11 protein-coding genes are annotated in these 17,763 nt (G+C 51.2%); 2 read left to right on the forward strand and 9 right to left on the reverse strand.

Going from position 1 to position 17,763, the window contains the following annotated elements; translation table 11 throughout:
- Window positions 1–85: 85 nt before the first annotated feature.
- Genes WFK81_RS09470 through WFK81_RS09495 form a run of 6 tightly spaced genes read right to left on the reverse strand, consistent with a single transcriptional unit; the run spans window position 86 to window position 7,261 of the window.
- Window positions 86–1,291: an amidohydrolase family protein gene (locus WFK81_RS09470; RefSeq protein ID WP_336786164.1), complete on the reverse strand. Its 1,206-nt coding sequence runs from the start codon at window positions 1,289–1,291 to the stop codon at window positions 86–88.
- 30 nt (window positions 1,292–1,321) lie between these two features.
- A complete protein-coding gene (locus WFK81_RS09475; RefSeq protein WP_218032360.1) occupies window positions 1,322–2,038 on the reverse strand; it encodes an ABC transporter ATP-binding protein in 717 nt (238 codons plus the stop codon).
- Window positions 2,025–3,851 carry a branched-chain amino acid ABC transporter ATP-binding protein/permease gene (locus WFK81_RS09480; protein WP_336786165.1) on the reverse strand — a complete coding sequence of 609 codons (1,827 nt, stop codon included), beginning with the start codon at window positions 3,849–3,851 and terminating at the stop codon, window positions 2,025–2,027. The genes WFK81_RS09475 and WFK81_RS09480 overlap by 14 nt, the downstream gene beginning before the upstream one ends.
- A 28-nt stretch (window positions 3,852–3,879) precedes the next feature.
- Window positions 3,880–4,761 carry a branched-chain amino acid ABC transporter permease gene (locus WFK81_RS09485; RefSeq protein ID WP_317978585.1) on the reverse strand — a complete coding sequence of 294 codons (882 nt, stop codon included), beginning with the start codon at window positions 4,759–4,761 and terminating at the stop codon, window positions 3,880–3,882.
- A 23-nt stretch (window positions 4,762–4,784) separates the two neighbouring features.
- Entirely contained in the window at window positions 4,785–5,999 is a 1,215-nt protein-coding gene (locus WFK81_RS09490; RefSeq protein WP_336786166.1) for an ABC transporter substrate-binding protein, read from the reverse strand.
- Complete coding sequence (locus WFK81_RS09495) at window positions 5,996–7,261, reverse strand: amidohydrolase family protein (protein WP_336786167.1); 1,266 nt, start codon at window positions 7,259–7,261, stop codon at window positions 5,996–5,998. Before WFK81_RS09495 ends, WFK81_RS09490 begins: the two co-directional genes overlap by 4 nt.
- Before the next feature lie 200 nt (window positions 7,262–7,461).
- Between WFK81_RS09495 and WFK81_RS09500 the strand changes: the two genes are divergently transcribed.
- Window positions 7,462–9,141: a PucR family transcriptional regulator gene (locus WFK81_RS09500; protein WP_336786168.1), complete on the forward strand. Its 1,680-nt coding sequence runs from the start codon at window positions 7,462–7,464 to the stop codon at window positions 9,139–9,141.
- A 66-nt stretch (window positions 9,142–9,207) separates the two neighbouring features.
- Here the strand turns inward: WFK81_RS09500 and WFK81_RS09505 are convergent, their stop codons facing one another.
- Window positions 9,208–12,027: a GxGYxYP domain-containing protein gene (locus tag WFK81_RS09505; RefSeq protein ID WP_336786169.1), complete on the reverse strand. Its 2,820-nt coding sequence runs from the start codon at window positions 12,025–12,027 to the stop codon at window positions 9,208–9,210.
- 317 nt (window positions 12,028–12,344) lie between these two features.
- Here WFK81_RS09505 and WFK81_RS09510 point away from each other — a divergent pair, with 317 nt between their 5' ends.
- Window positions 12,345–13,853, forward strand: coding sequence for a cobyric acid synthase (locus WFK81_RS09510; protein ID WP_336786170.1), 1,509 nt, complete (start codon window positions 12,345–12,347; stop codon window positions 13,851–13,853).
- A gap of 69 nt (window positions 13,854–13,922) precedes the next feature.
- Here the strand turns inward: WFK81_RS09510 and WFK81_RS09515 are convergent, their stop codons facing one another.
- Together WFK81_RS09515 and WFK81_RS09520 are read right to left on the reverse strand one after the other, a co-directional pair.
- The gene (locus WFK81_RS09515) at window positions 13,923–15,728 is read right to left on the reverse strand and encodes an ABC transporter ATP-binding protein (protein ID WP_336786171.1); all 1,806 of its coding nucleotides are present in this window, start codon (window positions 15,726–15,728) and stop codon (window positions 13,923–13,925) included.
- The gene (locus WFK81_RS09520; RefSeq protein ID WP_336786172.1) at window positions 15,721–17,550 is read right to left on the reverse strand and encodes an ABC transporter ATP-binding protein; all 1,830 of its coding nucleotides are present in this window, start codon (window positions 17,548–17,550) and stop codon (window positions 15,721–15,723) included. Before WFK81_RS09520 ends, WFK81_RS09515 begins: the two co-directional genes overlap by 8 nt.
- Window positions 17,551–17,763: the final 213 nt, after the last annotated feature.

Raw genomic sequence — 17,763 nt, forward strand, 5'->3', positions numbered from 1 at the left:
TAATCAAGCCGGATGTTCGGGAATGCGGAGCAACAAAAAAAGCAGTGCATCCATTCGGGACACACTGCTCTGCTTATCACAATGATTAAGCTAATACGATTTGATCTTGTCTAACGCTTACGTGCCAACGGCCGCCTACCAGCATCCCTCCGGAAAAGACGGCTTCGCGGGGAGGTACAGCCGCGATAGCATGCTGGGCATTTAAGGCATTAACCAAAGAAAAGCTTGCGCGGTCTCCAACCTTCGGAACAAGCGAATCCGATGAGATAAGAGGATAGGTTTGCAGTAGCTGTTCGTCCGTAATCCAGCCGAATTTTTCAGCCAGCCTTGAGCCGCGCGCAAGCAAATCTCCGTTGCCGAACGGACTCCACGCATCCAGAATATTGTCCGAACCGACATGAACCCGAACCCCTTCCTGAAGCAGCTGATCTACCCGCGGCATAGGACGGTCGATAGGAACGCTGGTCATAATCGCAACTTGGCTTGCGCTAAGCTTTTGCGCCAGCTCTCGGGATTCGGCTTCACTGACCTGCCCGAGACAATAGGCGTGGCTGACAGCCGTACGACCGCTTTGGCTTGCCTCCAAGGTCAAGTCAGCGAATCGGCTAATCGTATAGGTTCCCAGATGCCCGGGGTCATGCAGATGCAGATCTACGCCGGCATTAAACTCCGTGCCGAGCTCGAACATCGCTTCCAGGCTCGCGTCAACCTGTCCGTCCAGCCCGGCCGGATCAACTCCTCCTACGTAATCCGCTCCTGCCCGAAGCGCTTCTTTCATAATCGATATGGATTGGGACCGCAGCAGGCCCTGTTGCGGAAAAGCTACAATCTCGATAGCCATCCGCCCTCTAAAATGCTCTCTGACCTCCAGGATATCCTCCAGATGAGAAAGTCCAAGCTTGGGATCAACATCCACATGCGTCCGAATCGCCGTTGTCCCATTCATCAGCAGAAGCTGCAGCAGCCGGTGCGCTCTTTCCGCAGCACGCGTTGGCAGTGCTTCCAGCATGCGAGTTTCGAACTCTAGCTGCCCGGGTAACGTAACAAAAGGCTGCAGCGGCTTCCACGGCTCTCCGAGAAAATGTTTGTCCAGATGGATATGCATATCGGACAAGGCCGGCAGGTAGAGCAGCCCGTCAGCATCCCAGACTCGCGCGAAGTCCGCTGCGGACGGCATCGTTTTACCGCTGGCTTCAATCTCTGCCACGCAGCCTGTCGTCAGGTCCAGAGTCAAGTCATACAACCGGTCTTCGATCTTTACGTTTCGCACTATCGTTTTATTCGCTTCCATCACTGATCACCTTCATCCCTCTCTGGTTGGCTAATGGGCTCCCAAATAAGCTTCAACCATCCGCTCATCCCGGAGCAGCTCGTCGGAATCCCCGTGCATCGCGACCGAGCCTTTATCGATCACGTATCCTCTGCTTGCTAGATTAAGAGCTTTGTGAGCCATCTGCTCGACAAGCAGAATCGATGTCCCTTCCTTCGATAAACCGTAGATCGCTTCAAAAATTTCGTTTACGATAATCGGAGCAAGACCAAGCGAAGGCTCGTCGAGCAGCAGCAGCTTGGGCCTGCTGATCATCGCTCTCGCCAGAACCAGCATCTGCTGCTCCCCGCCGCTTAAGGTGTAAGCAAGCTGCGTCCGCCGCTCATACAGCTTTGGGAACCGGTCAAATAAAGGCTCCAGCTCCTTGTTGAACTGCTCTTTTCGGACTGAGCCAATCCGTCGCTTTAAGCCCATCCGCATATTTTCTAGCACCGATAATGTACCGAACACTTCCCTCCCCTCCGGGACAAGCGACACCCCAAGGTTTGCGGTCCGGTTGGCCGGCATCGCGGTAATGTCCTTCCCCTCCAGCAGCACCTTGCCGGAATGCGGCTTCACAAGCCCTAAAATGGTTTGCATAAGCGTTGTCTTGCCGGCGCCGTTCGAGCCGATAATGGCTACAATCTCGCCTTTCTCCACTTCGATATCCACGCCCTTTAACGCTTCAACCGGACCATACCTGACGGATAAGCCATTAACGCTCAGCATCCGCAGCAACCTCCTCTTTGCCTAAATACGCCTGTATGACCCGCGGATCGCTCAGCAGCTGGGCAGGGTTACCCGTCCCAATGACTTTGCCGAAATCCAGAACAGTGACGGTATCGGATACGCGCTGAACAAAATCCATATGATGCTCGATCAGCACGATCGTGAGGCCATAACCGGCAAGCCTCTGAAGAAGCTCCTCCAGCTGCTTGATTTCGGCTGCCGTCATGCCGGCCGCCGGCTCGTCGAGCAGCAATACGCTTGGCTCCGTCGCAAGCGCCCTTGCAATCTCCACCATTCGCTGATGACCGTAAGGCAATTGGCTGGCGGACATATGCCGGTTCCCGTCGTAACCAATCAGATCAAGCAACCGATGCGCCTTCTCCTGCAATTCCGCTTCCTTGCGGCGTTGTCCCGGTGTTCGAAGGAAAGCCGCTCCAAGCCCGGTCCTCGCCTTTACAGTCATTCCGGTCATGACATTTTCAAGAACGGTCAGTTCTTTAAACAGCCTGGAATGCTGGAAGGTTCGGGCAATACCTAATCCGGATACCGACGACAGCGAACCGGAGAGAGAAGCTCCATGCAGCTCCATTGCCCCTTGTTCCGGCGTATACAAGCCGGAGATTACATTAAGGAGAGTCGTTTTCCCGGCACCGTTGGGTCCAACAAGGGAATGAATCGTGCCGGATTTAATCTCAACCGAAACTTCTTTTAAGGCCTGTAGACCGCCAAACGACTTATTAATGCCCTCTAGGCGAAGTGCGGCAGCAGGAAATCCGCCCTTTTTCCTATCGTTCGCGAACAGTAAGCCATGATCAGCCTTACCTCCGCTGCGATCCGCTTCCTGTGAACGCAGCTTTAAGCCAAACCGCGCTTCCAGCCAATCATTCATCGTTCCCATAATCCCTTTCGGGAGAAAATAAAGAACCGCGAACATGATCGTCCCGTACAGCGCCATACGCAGCTTCTCCATCTCCAGCACTTCAGGCAGGAAGACCAGTATAACTGCGCCGATGATGGGCCCAAGCAATCGTCCGGAGCCGCCTAAGATTACAATAAGCACTAGCTGAACCGAGGCCTGGAAATGATACGTATCCGGACTGATAAAGCTGTTCGTATGGGCATACAGCGTACCGGCAAGACCCGCTAGAACGGCGCTGACCGCAAATCCGACGTATTGCGGCTTAAACTTTCGAATACCCAAGGAAGCAGCGGCTATCTCGTTTTCCTTCGTGGCGATCATGGATCTCCCCCAAGCCGATCGCCGTATATTGTAGGCAAGGATAAGAGCCCCAATAGCAACCGCCGCTACGAGCAGATACATGCTCTGCAGATCAAAGGCATAACCGCCAAGCTTAGGCTTAGGAATACCCGATATGCCAAGCGGCCCGCCGGTAACCCCATCCCACCTGATCAACGCTTCATGCACAACTACCCCGAAGGCGATCGTAATCATGGAGAGATACACGCCGCCCGCTTTAATCGTTGGAATGGCAATCAGGCTGCCGATGATCAGTGAAACCGCAATGCCGGCAAGCGCGGACAGCCAGAAGTTCAATCCGTAATGCGTGCTGGCATATGCCGAGGTATACGCTCCCGCAGCCATCAATCCGGCATGGCCGATGGAGACAATCCCGCAATAGCCGACCAGAATATTCATGCCTACACACGCAATCACATAAATGCCGATTGTAAAAAGCAAGTTCAGCATATAGGCATCAGCCGTCCATGAAGCGGAAGCAATTGCCGCTGCGGCAAGCAGTCCGCCCCATAGAGCTGACCTGCGGAAGATTATATTTTTCCAGGTATCATTCATTTCCGCTTCCCCCTAAGCAAGTCTAACCCTATACCTTGACGACTGTTTTCCTGACGTTAAACAGCCCCATCGGCTTCCAATACAACACGAGAATAACAATGCCGTACACGAACATCTCCCGGAATGCGGTCGAGATATATTGACCGATAAACACCTCGGCGACGCCAAGCAGCAGCCCCGTGCCTACGATTCCCTTGGGATTATTAACGCCGGCCAGAATGGCCACGGAGATGGCTTTTAGACCTAGCGGCAAGCCTACATCGACGGATACGGCATAGTTCGTAGACATTAAAGCCCCGCCAATCCCCGCGAGCAATCCGCTTAATACGTAAGCAACGGCCACGACACGCCCGCTGCTAATGCCCATCATCTCAACGGCTGTCCGGTTATCCGCCGTTGCGCGAAGCCACAAGCCCCAATGCGATTTTTGATAAAACAGGATTAACAACGCGAGCAGCACGCCAACGATAGGGAAGAAAATAAACTCCTTCCAATAAATGCCGGCATCCATAATGCGAAGCATTCCGCTGCCTGCCGGAGAAGGGACAACCCCTTCATCCGGACCATTGAAATAGAGGGCAACGTCTTGGATAATAATGCCGACCGCGATTGTGCTGAGTACCCATTCAACCGAATTCGCACCCTTATCGAACTTGCGTATGGCCAGCCTCTCGATGACGAGATTGAGCAAGGCTACCAGCAGGATTGAAGCAGCAAACGCGAGAGGAAACGGCAGCCCCGCGTGCTCAGAGAAACCAAACAGCAGGACTCCTCCTACCATGACGAGCTGCCCTTGCGACATATTGAGAGTACCGTTTACGACATAGGTTAAGCTGTAGCCGAGAGCGATAACGGCATAGAGGCAGCCGACCGCAAGACCACTGATGATTAATTGCAAGATAAGCGACATGCTGATCCCTCTTTTCCGCTCTGTTACTGTTTGTCGGATACGACAAGCTTGCCGTCCTTCCACACGGACATCAAATACGAATGAACGTCGATTGCATCATGGTTGTCTTTCGTGAACGCCTGATCCCAATCCTTGATAACCCCGCTGTATGGACCAAGATTGGTTTCCAGCGTGTTTTTGACCGCCTCGCGGTCTTTCTTCAGATTGCCTGTCAGCTCCGTGCGTTCAATAGCCTGGAACAGCATCATCGCTCCGTCATAGCCTTGCGCCGCGGAAGCAAACGTCGTTGGAATATGACCGAATTTCGCCGTAAAATCCTTCAGGAATGCCGCCGCAGGCTCCCGGGTCTGATCAACGTTAAAGTTGGCTGTCTGAATCGCATAGGTTCCCTCCGCCAGCTGCTTGCCTACCTCCTGTACGCCTTTGTTAGCCATGCCGTTCTCGCCAACGATCGGAACCTTCCAGCCGAGCTTATCCATCGCTTGAAGCACATAGCCATTGCCGGCTCCTTGCCCGAACAGGTAGATCACTTCGGCTCCCGCTTCCTTCGCGTGATTGACCTGCGCGGTCATATCTTTATCCTTGGCATTGTCGAACGACTCCACGGCTACCGGCTTCAATCCCTTTTCCTCAAGCGCTTTTGTCATCGCCGCAGCGGCGCCTTTGCCGTAGCCGCCATTCTCATGAAGAATCGCGATTTTGTCGGTAGCAAAATATTTATTAATGAATTGCAAAGCGTATTGCGCCGTAATGTTCGCGTTCATCCGTACGCCAAAGGTCCAAGGCATGCCGCTTTCTACCGATGCGGGGACATTGGAGGTGGCTACGACAAACGGAAATTTCTCCTCCATAATAATGGGGGATTGCGCCAGCATAACGGTGCTGTAGAAGCCCCCAACTGCTCCAAGCACGCCTTCCTTCTGCCCAAAATCCCTAATAATGCTAATGCCTCGCGTAGGATTCTGCTCGGTGTCGCGAACGACCAGCTCAACGGTTCGGCCATGCAAGCCGCCTTTGGCGTTAATCTGATCAACGGCGATTTGAACCCCCTGGTACAAATTAATCGAGTTCATGGCGTTATCGCCCGTTGCTTCCGTCGACATGCCGATCAGAATCGGTTTATCGCTCTTGTCGCCATTGCCCGAAGCCGCTTTGTTGCCGCCGCAGCCCGCGAGCATCAGTACCATAACCGCCATCCATGCCGCACACCATACCTTCAGGTTATAACGTTTACTCATCTATGACCCTCTCCTCTATCTTTCATAAAATGGACAATCTCTCTCTCGATTCTTGTATCCGCGACCATAACGCCTCTTTTCCATACCGTCCGGGTCTCGGACTTATGCAGCAGAACGTCTCTTTCCGTCCTCTCCCGGAACAACACCATGTCAGCCGGCGCCCCTTCGCGAATCCCGTAGCCCTCGAGGGCTAACACCCGGCTCGCGCCTTCCGTAAGCATCCCCAGCAAGCGGCTCGCATCCCTTTCGCCTCCCAAATAAGCGGTAACGGCAAGCAGCCATGCCGTTTCAAGGGGATCCGCTTTGCCGAACGGGGTGAAGGGATTCTGCACGTTGTTCATGCCAATGACTACGTTAACCCCTTTTTCCTGAAGCAGCTTGACGGGCGTCAAACCTCTGCGCGGCTTCTCCTCATCACCCCGTCCATTAATATAAAGGTCGGTTGCCGGCAGCGTGATGATATGAATGCCCGCTTCGCTCAGCAGCTCTGCTGCCGCTTCCGCCTCCACTCTCGCAAGAGAACCAAGAGAGGTGACATGCCCGGCGCTGACGCGGCCTTGAAGCCCGTATTGCATGGTCCGCTTGGCAATTTGAACGATCGCGAGATCCTCGGGCTTGTCGGAGAAATCCGCATGGAAATCCAGCGGCTTGTTATACTTGCCCGCGAGCTCAAACACAAACTTCAAATGTTCGTCCAAGTCCGGATCCTGATACGTAATTCCGCCCACAACGTCACAGCCAAGCCGAATAGCTTCTTCCATCAGCTCCGCGGTTCCCGGACTTTTGAATATTCCCTCTTGAGGGAATGCGACCACTTGCAAATCCAGCAGATGCCGTACGGATTGCTTCAGCTCGAGCGCCGATTCAATGGCCGACAATCCTAGAATGGGATCAACCTCCGCATGACAACGCATATGGGTTACGCCATTGCGTACGGCTTCCTTAATCACTTGCAGGGACCGCTCTCTCATATCGCTTCTCGTAAAAATCATTTTCATGTCGGCCGTCATCCTTATCGCTTCCTGAAGCGATTCGGCTTCCTTTTCCATCCGGGTCAACAGATACGCTTTTTCCAGATGGATATGCGGTTCTACCAGACCTGGCAGTAGTACGCCGCCTTCCCCATTTACAACGGCATTCGCCGTCCATTCCTTTGCAGCCCCGCTGTTCTCCACATAAACGACTTTGCCGTCTGCTACTCCTACATCCTTCAATGGATGATGACCTATTACTCTGACATTCGATATGATTTGTTCAAGCATTGCAGCCCCCTCCATGTCATGTTTCTTGACTTCATTTAAGCTAAATTCAGAATAGCCGTTCCTATACGGAAAGTCATTGGCTGCATCAACTAAAAAATTATAAGAAAATTGGATGAATGATCCAAATATTGATTTACACCCGCCCAATTACATGTTACATTTCATGACACCAAACTCTTTTTGAAAAGGAAGGGATCCCATTGCTGCTAAGCGAGCTGCTTGCCAACGACATTTACGAGCATGCACGAGTTATTGCCGGGTTTAACGGACTTACTCGCAAGGTTCAAACCGTCAATATTATGGATGCCCCCGATATCATCCGGTTTCTGCGCCCTGGCGAGCTTTTATTGACCAACGGTTATTTCATGAAGCAGACACCAGGCATGTTTATGGAGCTGATGCGGGATATGCAGCGTATGGAATGCTCGGGCATGGCCGTCAAGACGGAACGCTTCAAGCTCCATGTCCCCGAGGAAGCGCTTCTCGAAGCCGAGCGGCTGCAGTTCCCGATTATCGAAATCTCGGCAGTAGAGCTGTCTTTAGGCGAGATTTTGCAAAGATCCACAAGTCTGATCATGAATAACAAGAATGAAGAGCTGCAATATGCCTTGCATATCCATAAGCAGTTCTCCGAAATGATTATGAAAGGCAAAGGCATTACAGGTATTGTCGATGCTTTGACCAAGCTGCTTTCCTCTCCCATTCTGCTTCTTAACGGAAAACTGCAGCCCATTGCGGAATCCAGGCTCGGTTACGCATCTCTTATGCCGGCCTTGGCAGCGGTAGCGGATGCCATTCTCGATGGAGCAGCCATACCGTCGTCGCCAACTTCCTTCTGTCTTCTTGACGTTTCGCTTCGCAATCGCTGCAACGTGCTGCTGTATCCGGTTCACACCTACCGCCACGAAGGTTATTTACTCTCCTTCCATTCCGGAGAGAAAATGTCCAATTTGTACGGTTTAACCTTGGAACAAGCTTCCAATGTCATCGGCATGGAGCTGACAAAAGCACAAGCGGTGAAGGAACGCTCGCGCCGTTACAAAAACGAATTTTTCTCCGATCTGATTGACGGCTACATCACCTCCGAGCAGGAAGCTATTCATCGAGGAAAGAAATACGGACTAAAAGCAAACGGAGCTTGGGTCATGCTTGCGGCTCGCCGGGATGGGGCAGGTTGGGGAAACGGTCAGAGGGATAGTCAAACAGAGCGGCAGGATGAACGGAACGTATCCGAGCGTGATGAGCATTACGAGAGAATTAAGCGGCATTTTTCCGCTATCGGGCAGTCCTTTGCGATGTTTACAAAAAACGATTCATTTGGACTTCTGCTGCATCTTTCCGATTCAGGCTGGGATGAATCCTTCTTCCTCCAGCAACTGGCCCGCCTGTCCGACCGACTTTACGAGGAGATCGGATTAAGCTTGTCCATAGGTATCGGCAAGCCTGCAACAAATGCTCTTGGAATCAAGCACTCCTATGAGGAAGCCATCAAGGCTCTCCAATACGGCTACCGCTTGAAGCGAACCAAGTTCGTGCAATCCTACCAGTCGAAGGATATCGGTTATTTGTTCCACATGCTGCCGCATGACGAACTGAAGCAATTTTACGAGGAGACTTTTTACGGTATGAGACATACGGAGGAGCAGGAGCGGAAAGAGCTACTTCGGACGCTTAGCGCTTTCTACGACACGCAATGCCAGCTCATGGAGACCTCAAAGCAGCTATTCGTGCACCGCAATACCGTCGTGTACCGGCTGGATAAATGCGAGAAGCTGCTTGGGGTTAAGCTGAAGGATCCCATTGAAAGCTTAAGGCTGAGAATTGCTCTTTCCATAGAACCGCTTCTGAGTGGAGACGGCTCCGTTTCTTTGTCGAGGTAATAAAAAAGCCCAAAAAATAAAGAGGGACGCATGTTGATCATGCGTCCCTCTCCCTGTGGCAGAGCCCTAGTTAACCGTAATGCTATCCACCGTTATCGTTGCCTTATCCGCATACCAGACTCTATACTCGAGATTCTGGTTAAGCGTCTGGTTGAAGGACAACGTGAAATCCTGGTATTGATTCGCCGACGCGAACTGCTGCCGCGTAATCTTCGCTTGTTTCACGACGGTTTTTGTTGCCGCATCCCAAACATCGATAACAGCCACTACGTCTTTGTCAGACGTATTGTTATCGATTTTCATTCGATAAGTTATCGTATGCTTTCCCATTGGAACATTCGTATCATTCGGACCGTTCAGCATATATCCCGTCCCATCGAGCGAAGGCGTAGCTTGCCAGCCATCTCCGCTGGCACGTCCCACTTCATGCCCGACCACAGCACCTTCTGCTTCATACTTGCCGATTCTTTTTGATACCGTTACCTTATCAATGCCAATTGTCGCTTTATCCCGATAATAGACCTTGAATTCCAGGCTGCTTCCGGACGGATTGTCAAAGGACAGGTTGAAGTCTTGATACGCATTGTTAGCTTTGAACTGATTGCGGGACACATCAACCGAAGCAAGGTTATGCCCGGTTGCGTTATCGCGAACTTCAAGCGTAACGACGTTATCGTTTGTGCCCGCGTTGGAATCGATCTTCATTTTGAAGGTCGCCGTATTGCTGCCTGCAGGAATGGTATTATCTGCATTGCCGGACAGCATGTAGCCTGCATTATCCGCGCTTACGCTAGCCGACCAGTCGCTGCCGTTCGCTGATCCTGTTTCATGCGAGAAGGCGGTTTCCGCTTCGTATTGCTTAACGACCGTAGACGGATCGATAGGCAGCTGGTTGTTTTCGCGCATTAATTGGAAATAAGTATCGGGTCTGACAAAAACGATATTGCTATTGCTGCTAAAGTTATTTACCGCATTGACGATCATCTGGTAATTAACATCCCACGGATTGGATTGGATGCTGACAAAACGAGGTGCCGTTCCATCCCAGCCTGCAATCGCGTGATTAATCTCGGAAATAATCGTTGCTTCGGAGTAACAATAAGTCGCGCTTAGCCCCTGCGTTGGCAGCGAATTTCCGTAGACCGTAATAGGACTGCCGGCGTTTTGACCCGTTAAGCCTAACAAGGACGGCGCGTATTGGGCAAAGCTTTCTCCTACGTTCGGATTAATGCCGCCGGTAATGGTATTCCAGATTGTAGCTACCTTTAATCCTGCGCGATTCATGTAATCATTGGATAAAGCAACAAATTTATTCAGATAGGTTTGATTCGCCCATGCATTCGGATACGTATAGCCAAACCCGGACGGCCCTGCTATAAGCGCGTCATTTGGCGTAGCGGAATCATACAAATAATTCAACACGCCAGGCATCGCATCGAGCATAGCAGGCGATACCGTCCACCCAAGCGGTACGGCTCCGCGGTTAGGCGAATCCCAAATTTTCTTGAAGCGGTGTTCCATATACTGCAAGTTGTCGCCGTCGCTCAGAATGAGCGAGACGTAAATTTTGTTCTGAAGAACCGGTTTATTCGGCACCGGCTTTACGTTAACCGTTCTCGAAGTACCGCCGAATACCGTCAGGTTGGAGGACCAGTCGCTGGCAATCGTAGAAATGCCATACTCGGAAGCGGCTTGAACGCCAATCGCTTCATCCGGCCACCAGCCCATGTAAACTCCGCTGCCGGCAGGCATATCGGCGAAGAAGCTTTGCAACAGAGTCTTCTCTGCCGGGACGGAAGGATTCAGCCAGATGACAGCCGCGCCGGTTGCCGTTGCATAATCGCGCAGCGCGCCTTTAATTCCCGGACTTAACCCAATAATGAGATTATGGGACAGCGAGGACCAATAATGATCGTGCAAATATTGATAGACTTCAAGCTTTGTGCTGAAATCCCCTCGTAAATCGTCTAGGATCGGCAGATTGTAAGGTGCGGAAGTCAGCTTGCTGACCAAGCTTGGCGGCGCAACAATGGCTCCGGATTGCGCAGCGATTGTCGTAGCCAGGTTTAACGTATCGGGCAAGGCATCGTCATAAACGACGATTCCGTTAATCTCGCTGGCATACTTGGTAATTAAGGACCAGTTGTCCGCTACATCCGTATGTCCCAATCCCAAATCATTCAGCCATTTATCTTTTCCGTCTTCGTTTCTCACGTTGTCATCATACGTATAGATTCTCGGCTGCGTTTTATTTACAAGTCCCTTGAGAGTTGTAAACAAGACCGTTTCATCCGATTTTCCTTGCTGTATGGAGCCCACGGCATCTACTTTAGTGTAAGCCCGGCCGTACCAGTACACCCTGAATTCCAACTCATGTCCGGTGGTCGGGTTATTGTAGTTGAGCGTAAATCGCTCGTAAGTGCCTACCTTCGTCCATTGCTTCCGGGTAATGTCGCGGCTTGCTAATACCTGTCCCGTCGTATTGTCTCTGACATCAACCGTAACAATGAGATCATCATTAGCCGTATTGTTATCAATAATCATATCGTAATAAGCCTGATTCTCTCCTGCCGGAATATCCTTAGCGTACGGTCCGTAAACCATATGCTTATTGGGAGCATCGATCGATGTTTGTGCCAGCCAGCCGTTGCTTTCCGGACGACCGGTACCATGGCCGATTCCTTTGCCTTCCGCCTCGTATCTATACTCCGTTACCAAATTCATTACGTCGAGCGTAGAAGCCGGCGCCGAGAAAGACGGCAGAATTTGTTCGGAGGGCCAGCTTAATCCGGCTGCCTCCGCTTTGGGAAGTCCCACGAACGGAGAAGATGCAGCCATAATAACGGTTGCAAGCAAGACTGCACCAAATTTTTTATTCCATTTCATCTTTAGTCTCCTTTTCCACTTAAAATGATTGGGTTTAACTTTTATGCAAAAGCCTTACCGGTTGCCGATTTCTTCCCTCCTACCACCTGCCTTCACCCTTACGAAGTGCACTGAAATAAAAACGTAATAAGCGCCCCACAATCATGCCAAATGTGCCTGAATATGTAAGCGCTTATCTCGTTGAAGATTATATCACCCATATTATATATATTCAATATATCTTATTGCATGATTATTCCCTTACCTTTAGACATGGTTTATATTGAGAGACAAGACTATTATCGACTTTAAGCAATTGCAAAGAAGGAGGCGTAAGCTTGAAACAGGCATCAACCATTATGGTGCAAGGCACGGCATCAGACGTAGGAAAAAGCGTGCTGACTACGGCGTTATGCCGCATCTTTGTGCAAGACGGATGGAAGACAGCGCCTTTCAAATCGCAAAACATGGCGCTTAACTCCTATGTAACGCTAGACGGCAAGGAGATTGGCAGAGCGCAAGGCGTTCAAGCGGAAGCTTGCGGCATCGCGGCGACAACCGATATGAATCCGATCCTAATCAAGCCTACCGGAGAGATGAAGGCGCAAATCGTCGTACACGGCAAGCCGCTGGAAGAAATGAGCGCCTGGCGATACAGCGAGGAGTATATTCCTTTGGCCGAAGGTATTGTTAGAGACGCATTGGACCGCCTACGCGGGGAACATGATATTATCGTGCTGGAAGGCGCGGGAAGCCCCGCCGAGATTAATCTGAAGGACCGGGATATCGTCAATATGCGCATGGCCAAATGGGCCGATGCTCCTGTTGTGCTGGTCGCGGATATTGATCGGGGCGGCGTTTTTGCCTCTATTGTCGGAACGATGGAGCTCCTGGAAGAAGACGAGCGAAGCCGGGTAAAAGGATTTATTATCAATAAATTTCGCGGCGACATCAGCCTGCTGCAATCCGGTCTGGATTGGCTCGAGGAGCGTACGGGAATTCCCGTTCTTGGGGTTATCCCCTATCTGCCAAGGCTCGATATTGAAGCGGAGGACTCGGTTGTGCTGGAGAAACGGACAGACCAGGCCGGGACTGGAGACTTGGATATAGCGGTTATTCGGCTGCCCCGCATTTCGAATTTCACCGACTTTGATCCGCTGGAGGCCGAGCCGGATGTCATGGTTCGTTACGTCGAGAGCGTAGAACAATTAGGGCATCCGGACGTTATCCTTATTCCGGGTTCAAAGAACACGATTGAGGACCTTCTCTTTCTGAAGAAAACCGGACTTGCGGAAGCCATCGCCAATCACGCCGCAAGCGGCTGTTATGTTGCCGGGATATGCGGAGGCTACCAGATGCTTGGACAAAAGCTGTATGATCCGCATCAAGTTGAATCCGCATACGGCGAATCGGACGGACTAGGGTTTCTTCCGCTCTCTACAACCTTTTATACCAATAAACGAACGGAACGAGTCAGCGGTATTGTCGCCTGCGGGCACCCCGATTGGCCTGATATGCATGGTCTTGCCATTGAAGGTTACGAGATTCGTATGGGGCAGACCACTCCCCTCGCCCCGATTCTTCCTCTTTTGTTCATTAACGGACAAGACGAGGGCAACATTTCGGAGGATGGCAGAATCTTCGGCACTTATGTACACGGCATTTTTCATAACGACGCCTTTAGGCGGCAATACCTCAATCTGGTGCGCGCAGGAAAAAACCTGGCTCCAATCGATGAAACACTCCCCTTCCGCAGCAGACAGCTTGAAGCCTTTGACCGGCTGGCCGAGCATGTCCGCGCACATTTGGATATAGTGAAGGTTTATAGCATTTTACATAAGCAATAACCATAAGAAAAGCCTCAGCGCAATCCGTGCAGCGGATGTGCGCTTGGGGCTTTTGACTTATCCGTATGATCAAGCCGACAGGTAATGCCCTGCCTGAAGCCGGAACAGCTTGGCATAGCTGCCATCCAGCTGCATCAGCTCTTCGTGGCTGCCGGATTCGATGATCTCCCCGCGTTCCATCATATAAATACGGTCAGCCAGACGGGTTGTGGACAGCCGGTGAGAGATAAAGATCACCGTCTTATCCTCCGCGACCTCCAGCATCGCCCGGTTCAAATTGTATTCGCTAATCGGATCAAGCGCGCTGGAAGGCTCATCGAGAATGAGGACAGAGCAAGGCTTGGCGAATGCCCTGGCGATTGCGATCTTTTGCGCTTCACCGCCGGAGAAGATCTGCCCTTTGTCCGAAAACTCCCTTGTCAGTTCCGTATTCAGGCCCTGATTCAGACTGCTCAAACGGCCGGCAAAATCCGCTTTCCGCAGCGCTTCAATGATGTCGCCCTGACGCTCCGTATCCTCGTCTCCCACCCGATCCATCCATACGTTCTCCGCGAGACTAGCCGCAAACAGCTGAAAGTCTTGAAACGCTACCCCGAATTGACCGCGATAGTCCTCCGAACGGTAATCCCGAATGCTTCGCCCATCGTAACTGATTTCGCCCTCGCTCGCGTCGTACAGCCTTAACAGCAGCTTGATCAGCGTAGACTTGCCGGCGCCGTTGTAGCCAACAATCGCGATTTTCTCCTTCGGACGAATGCACATATGGATGCCTCGAAGCGTTGGCGTATCGTTATTACCGTAGGTGAAACTGACGTTGGACAACCGTATTTCTTTCGGCAAACGCGGCATTTCGCATGGCTGCAGCGGCTCCTCCATTTGCGGCTTATCGTTAAGAAAAGAGCGCAGCTGCCGAATATAAAGGTTATTTTTCTGAAACTTCGTTACCGTATCAATCAGATTATTGAGACTCCACCCCAGCGTCCATACGCCGTTCGTTACAGCCGCAAACGTCCCGTAGGTTATCGAGTGCTGCACAATAACCTGATAAGCTGTAATGGCAAAATAAATGCCGTCCATAAGCAGCGTTCGAAATACAAATCCGTTCAATATCCGCAGCAGGATTAAACGGGGTGCGTATTTGCGGACAACCTGCTGCATCGCCGTATTCGCTTGGCGGTAATCTTCCATGAGCGGCGCCGCGATTCGGCTCGTGCGAAGCTCCTTCGCGTAATCGGGCAGATAGAATACCCGGCTGGTGTAGTTCTTTTTCCGTTCCAGCGGCTTTAATTCCAGCTCGCTTTTAAACTCTGCTTTATTGGATAGAATCGTAATCCCGAATCTCGCCGCGAGTCCGATAATGACAACCGCAACGCCCAAAGGATTCAAGACCAGCAAAGTCCCGGCGATTCCCGCTACGGTAATCGTGCTTTTAAGCAGCTCGGCAGTCTGATCAAGCACATCAGCCGCTTTTCCTTCCGTCTGCGATGCCGCCCACACGAATTGATTATAATATTCGGGGTCGTTGTACCTTGCGTAATCCATTCGGATGGCTTTCCCGTACAATTCCGTCTGCATCGCTTTGTTCAGCTTCTGAAGCTGGATTGGCGCAAACATTTCGTAAACGTAACCTGCCGCAGTCTGAATGGTCGCCCCATAGATCAAATAACCTCCCGCGGCAAGCAGAACGGGGATGACCGAATGATGAACCGTTACCGCGTCAACAACAAGTTTGATGAGCAGAACGCCCCACATGACATCAAACAATCCGAACAACGCCTGCATGATCAGATGGATGACTGCATACAGCGGTACGATCCGGAACACATACTTCAGCATAAAAAGATTATTGCGAAGAACGTCTCCCCGCTTAGCCATACTGAGCAGCCTCCTCCCTGTAATGCTCCGCCTGCTTGCGGAACATATCCGCGTATTTCCCGTTTACAGCCATTAACTCCATATGGGTGCCGGTCTCTACGATTCTGCCCCCTTCCAGCATGAAGATCCGGTCGGCAAGCGCGGCGGAAGATAGCCGGTGCGAGATAAAGATAATGGTCCGGTCCGCCGATGCTTGCAGCAGCAGCTCGAACATATAGGCTTCCGCTGCCGGATCAAGCGCGCTTGACGGTTCATCGAGAATAGCAATCCGGCTGTTATCCGCGAATAATCGGCTGATTGCAATTTTCTGAATCTCCCCGCCGGAGAGCACCAAGCCTTTCTCGTCAAATTCCCTGGTCATGACCGAAGAAACCGATCCTCCCATGCTTTTAATCTTTTGATAGACGCCTACCTTATCCAATACCTCAGCTGCCCGTGTATATTCTTGCTCGGATGCTCTGCGCATAAATACATTGTCCGCAAGCGGCATCGCGATCACCTTGCAATCCTGGAATACGGTTCCGAACAGCTCCCGATATTCGCTAAGACGATAGTTTTTGATCTCCTTGCCGTTTAAGCGAACGACGCCTGCCGTTGGATCATAGAGCCTCATCATCAGCTTGATCAGCGTGGATTTGCCCGCTCCGTTATGGCCAACCAGCGCGATCTTCTCGCCGGGCTTCACCTGAAGATCAATGCCGCTCAGGATTGGCTGCGACTGTCCGTCATAAGCAAAGCTCACCTGCTTAAGCTCCAGGCTTGGTTTTCCGGCGTCCGGAGCTACTCCGTCATAGCTTTGAGGAATAACCGGCTCATAACGCAGAAATTCCTTCACATTCTCAATATAAATGCCGTTTTCCTGCAAATTGGTGAAGAAGCCGGACACGGTAGCCATCGAGTGGCTTAAATTGTTAATGGCATTCAGCAGAACGATAAACTGGAAGGCCTTGATTTTCTGAAGGACAAGCACGCTATATCCCGCATACAGCATCGCAAGGGGATACGGAGCAACTCTGCCCAGGACATCGTCAAGCGCCCGGTATTTGGCGACCTGCCTGCCCAAGGTCAGGAAGTTGCCGCGCATGATGCCAACAGCCTTTCCGTAGCGGTCCAGCATCACCCGGAATATATTCGAGAGTCTGAGTTCCTTCGCATAGCTCTCCAGATAAGCAATCCGGTTAACGTATTTACTCACCCGGACGGACGGCGTGTTGGCTTTGTTCAGTTCATATAAAGCGCGGTTGCGGCGGACCGTAATCGTAAGCTTGGTTGCGGCCGGAAGAATAATAAAGACAATGGCAATCGGATCCAGATAAATAACCGTGATTAACAGCATGATAAATGAAGCAAGCGCCCCCACGAAATTCGTCAGATTGTCCAGAACGCTGGCCATGCGGGTGTCCGCTTCCAGTCCTGCCCGCGTATATTTGTCGTAAAATTCCGTATTTTCATAGCAGGCTAGCTCAACCTCGGCGGCTTTTTCGAACAAGATCCGGTTGAGCTCTTGCGAGATCATGAGATCGCACACCGGCTTGTAACGCTTCTCGAACCATTCGGAGACGACTGACAGAACAAAATACGTTGCGATCATGGCGCATATAAAAGCCAATACATAACGATAAGGCGTCCCGTTCTCTACCGCACCAAACACATACCCGATAAATAATATGGCATACAGATAATCCATTCCATAGTTTAGAACAGCGAGTATAAATTGCAGGATAACCCGGCGGGGCGCCGTGCGGTAAGCGATTCCCAGGAAATACATATTGTTGTTCCAGTACATTTGAAATTGCCGGTAAACCGATTCTTTACTAGACATTGGATTCCCCTGCCTCTTCTTTCTGACTTTTCGTCTCTTGAATTACCCCTGTTTCCTATGCTCCGCAAGCGATGAACCGCTATCAATCCCCCTCTAAGCTTTAGGCTTCACAGATCCCAATATATTACAACCTATTTAACATGTCAAAATAAAATTATTTATATCTTTTATAACAAATTACTTTATTTGTTTTATCCAATGTAACAAGAAAAA

Source organism: Paenibacillus sp. MMO-177 (assembly GCF_037147795.1).
In the GTDB taxonomy this organism is placed as follows: domain Bacteria; phylum Bacillota; class Bacilli; order Paenibacillales; family Paenibacillaceae; genus Pristimantibacillus.

Excerpts from the sequence above, each read along its gene's own strand:
- WFK81_RS09475 (WP_218032360.1), bottom strand. The coding sequence starts at position 2,038 with ATGCTGAGCGTTAATGGCTTATCCGTCAGGTATGGTCCGGTTGAAGCG.
- WFK81_RS09470 (WP_336786164.1), bottom strand. The coding sequence starts at position 1,291 with ATGGAAGCGAATAAAACGATAGTGCGAAACGTAAAGATCGAAGACCGG.
- WFK81_RS09505 (WP_336786169.1), bottom strand. The coding sequence starts at position 12,027 with ATGAAATGGAATAAAAAATTTGGTGCAGTCTTGCTTGCAACCGTTATT.
- WFK81_RS09515 (WP_336786171.1), bottom strand. The coding sequence starts at position 15,728 with ATGGCTAAGCGGGGAGACGTTCTTCGCAATAATCTTTTTATGCTGAAG.
- WFK81_RS09520 (WP_336786172.1), bottom strand. The coding sequence starts at position 17,550 with ATGTCTAGTAAAGAATCGGTTTACCGGCAATTTCAAATGTACTGGAAC.
- WFK81_RS09485 (WP_317978585.1), bottom strand. The coding sequence starts at position 4,761 with ATGTCGCTTATCTTGCAATTAATCATCAGTGGTCTTGCGGTCGGCTGC.
- WFK81_RS09495 (WP_336786167.1), bottom strand. The coding sequence starts at position 7,261 with ATGCTTGAACAAATCATATCGAATGTCAGAGTAATAGGTCATCATCCA.
- WFK81_RS09480 (WP_336786165.1), bottom strand. The coding sequence starts at position 3,851 with ATGAATGATACCTGGAAAAATATAATCTTCCGCAGGTCAGCTCTATGG.
- WFK81_RS09490 (WP_336786166.1), bottom strand. The coding sequence starts at position 5,999 with ATGAGTAAACGTTATAACCTGAAGGTATGGTGTGCGGCATGGATGGCG.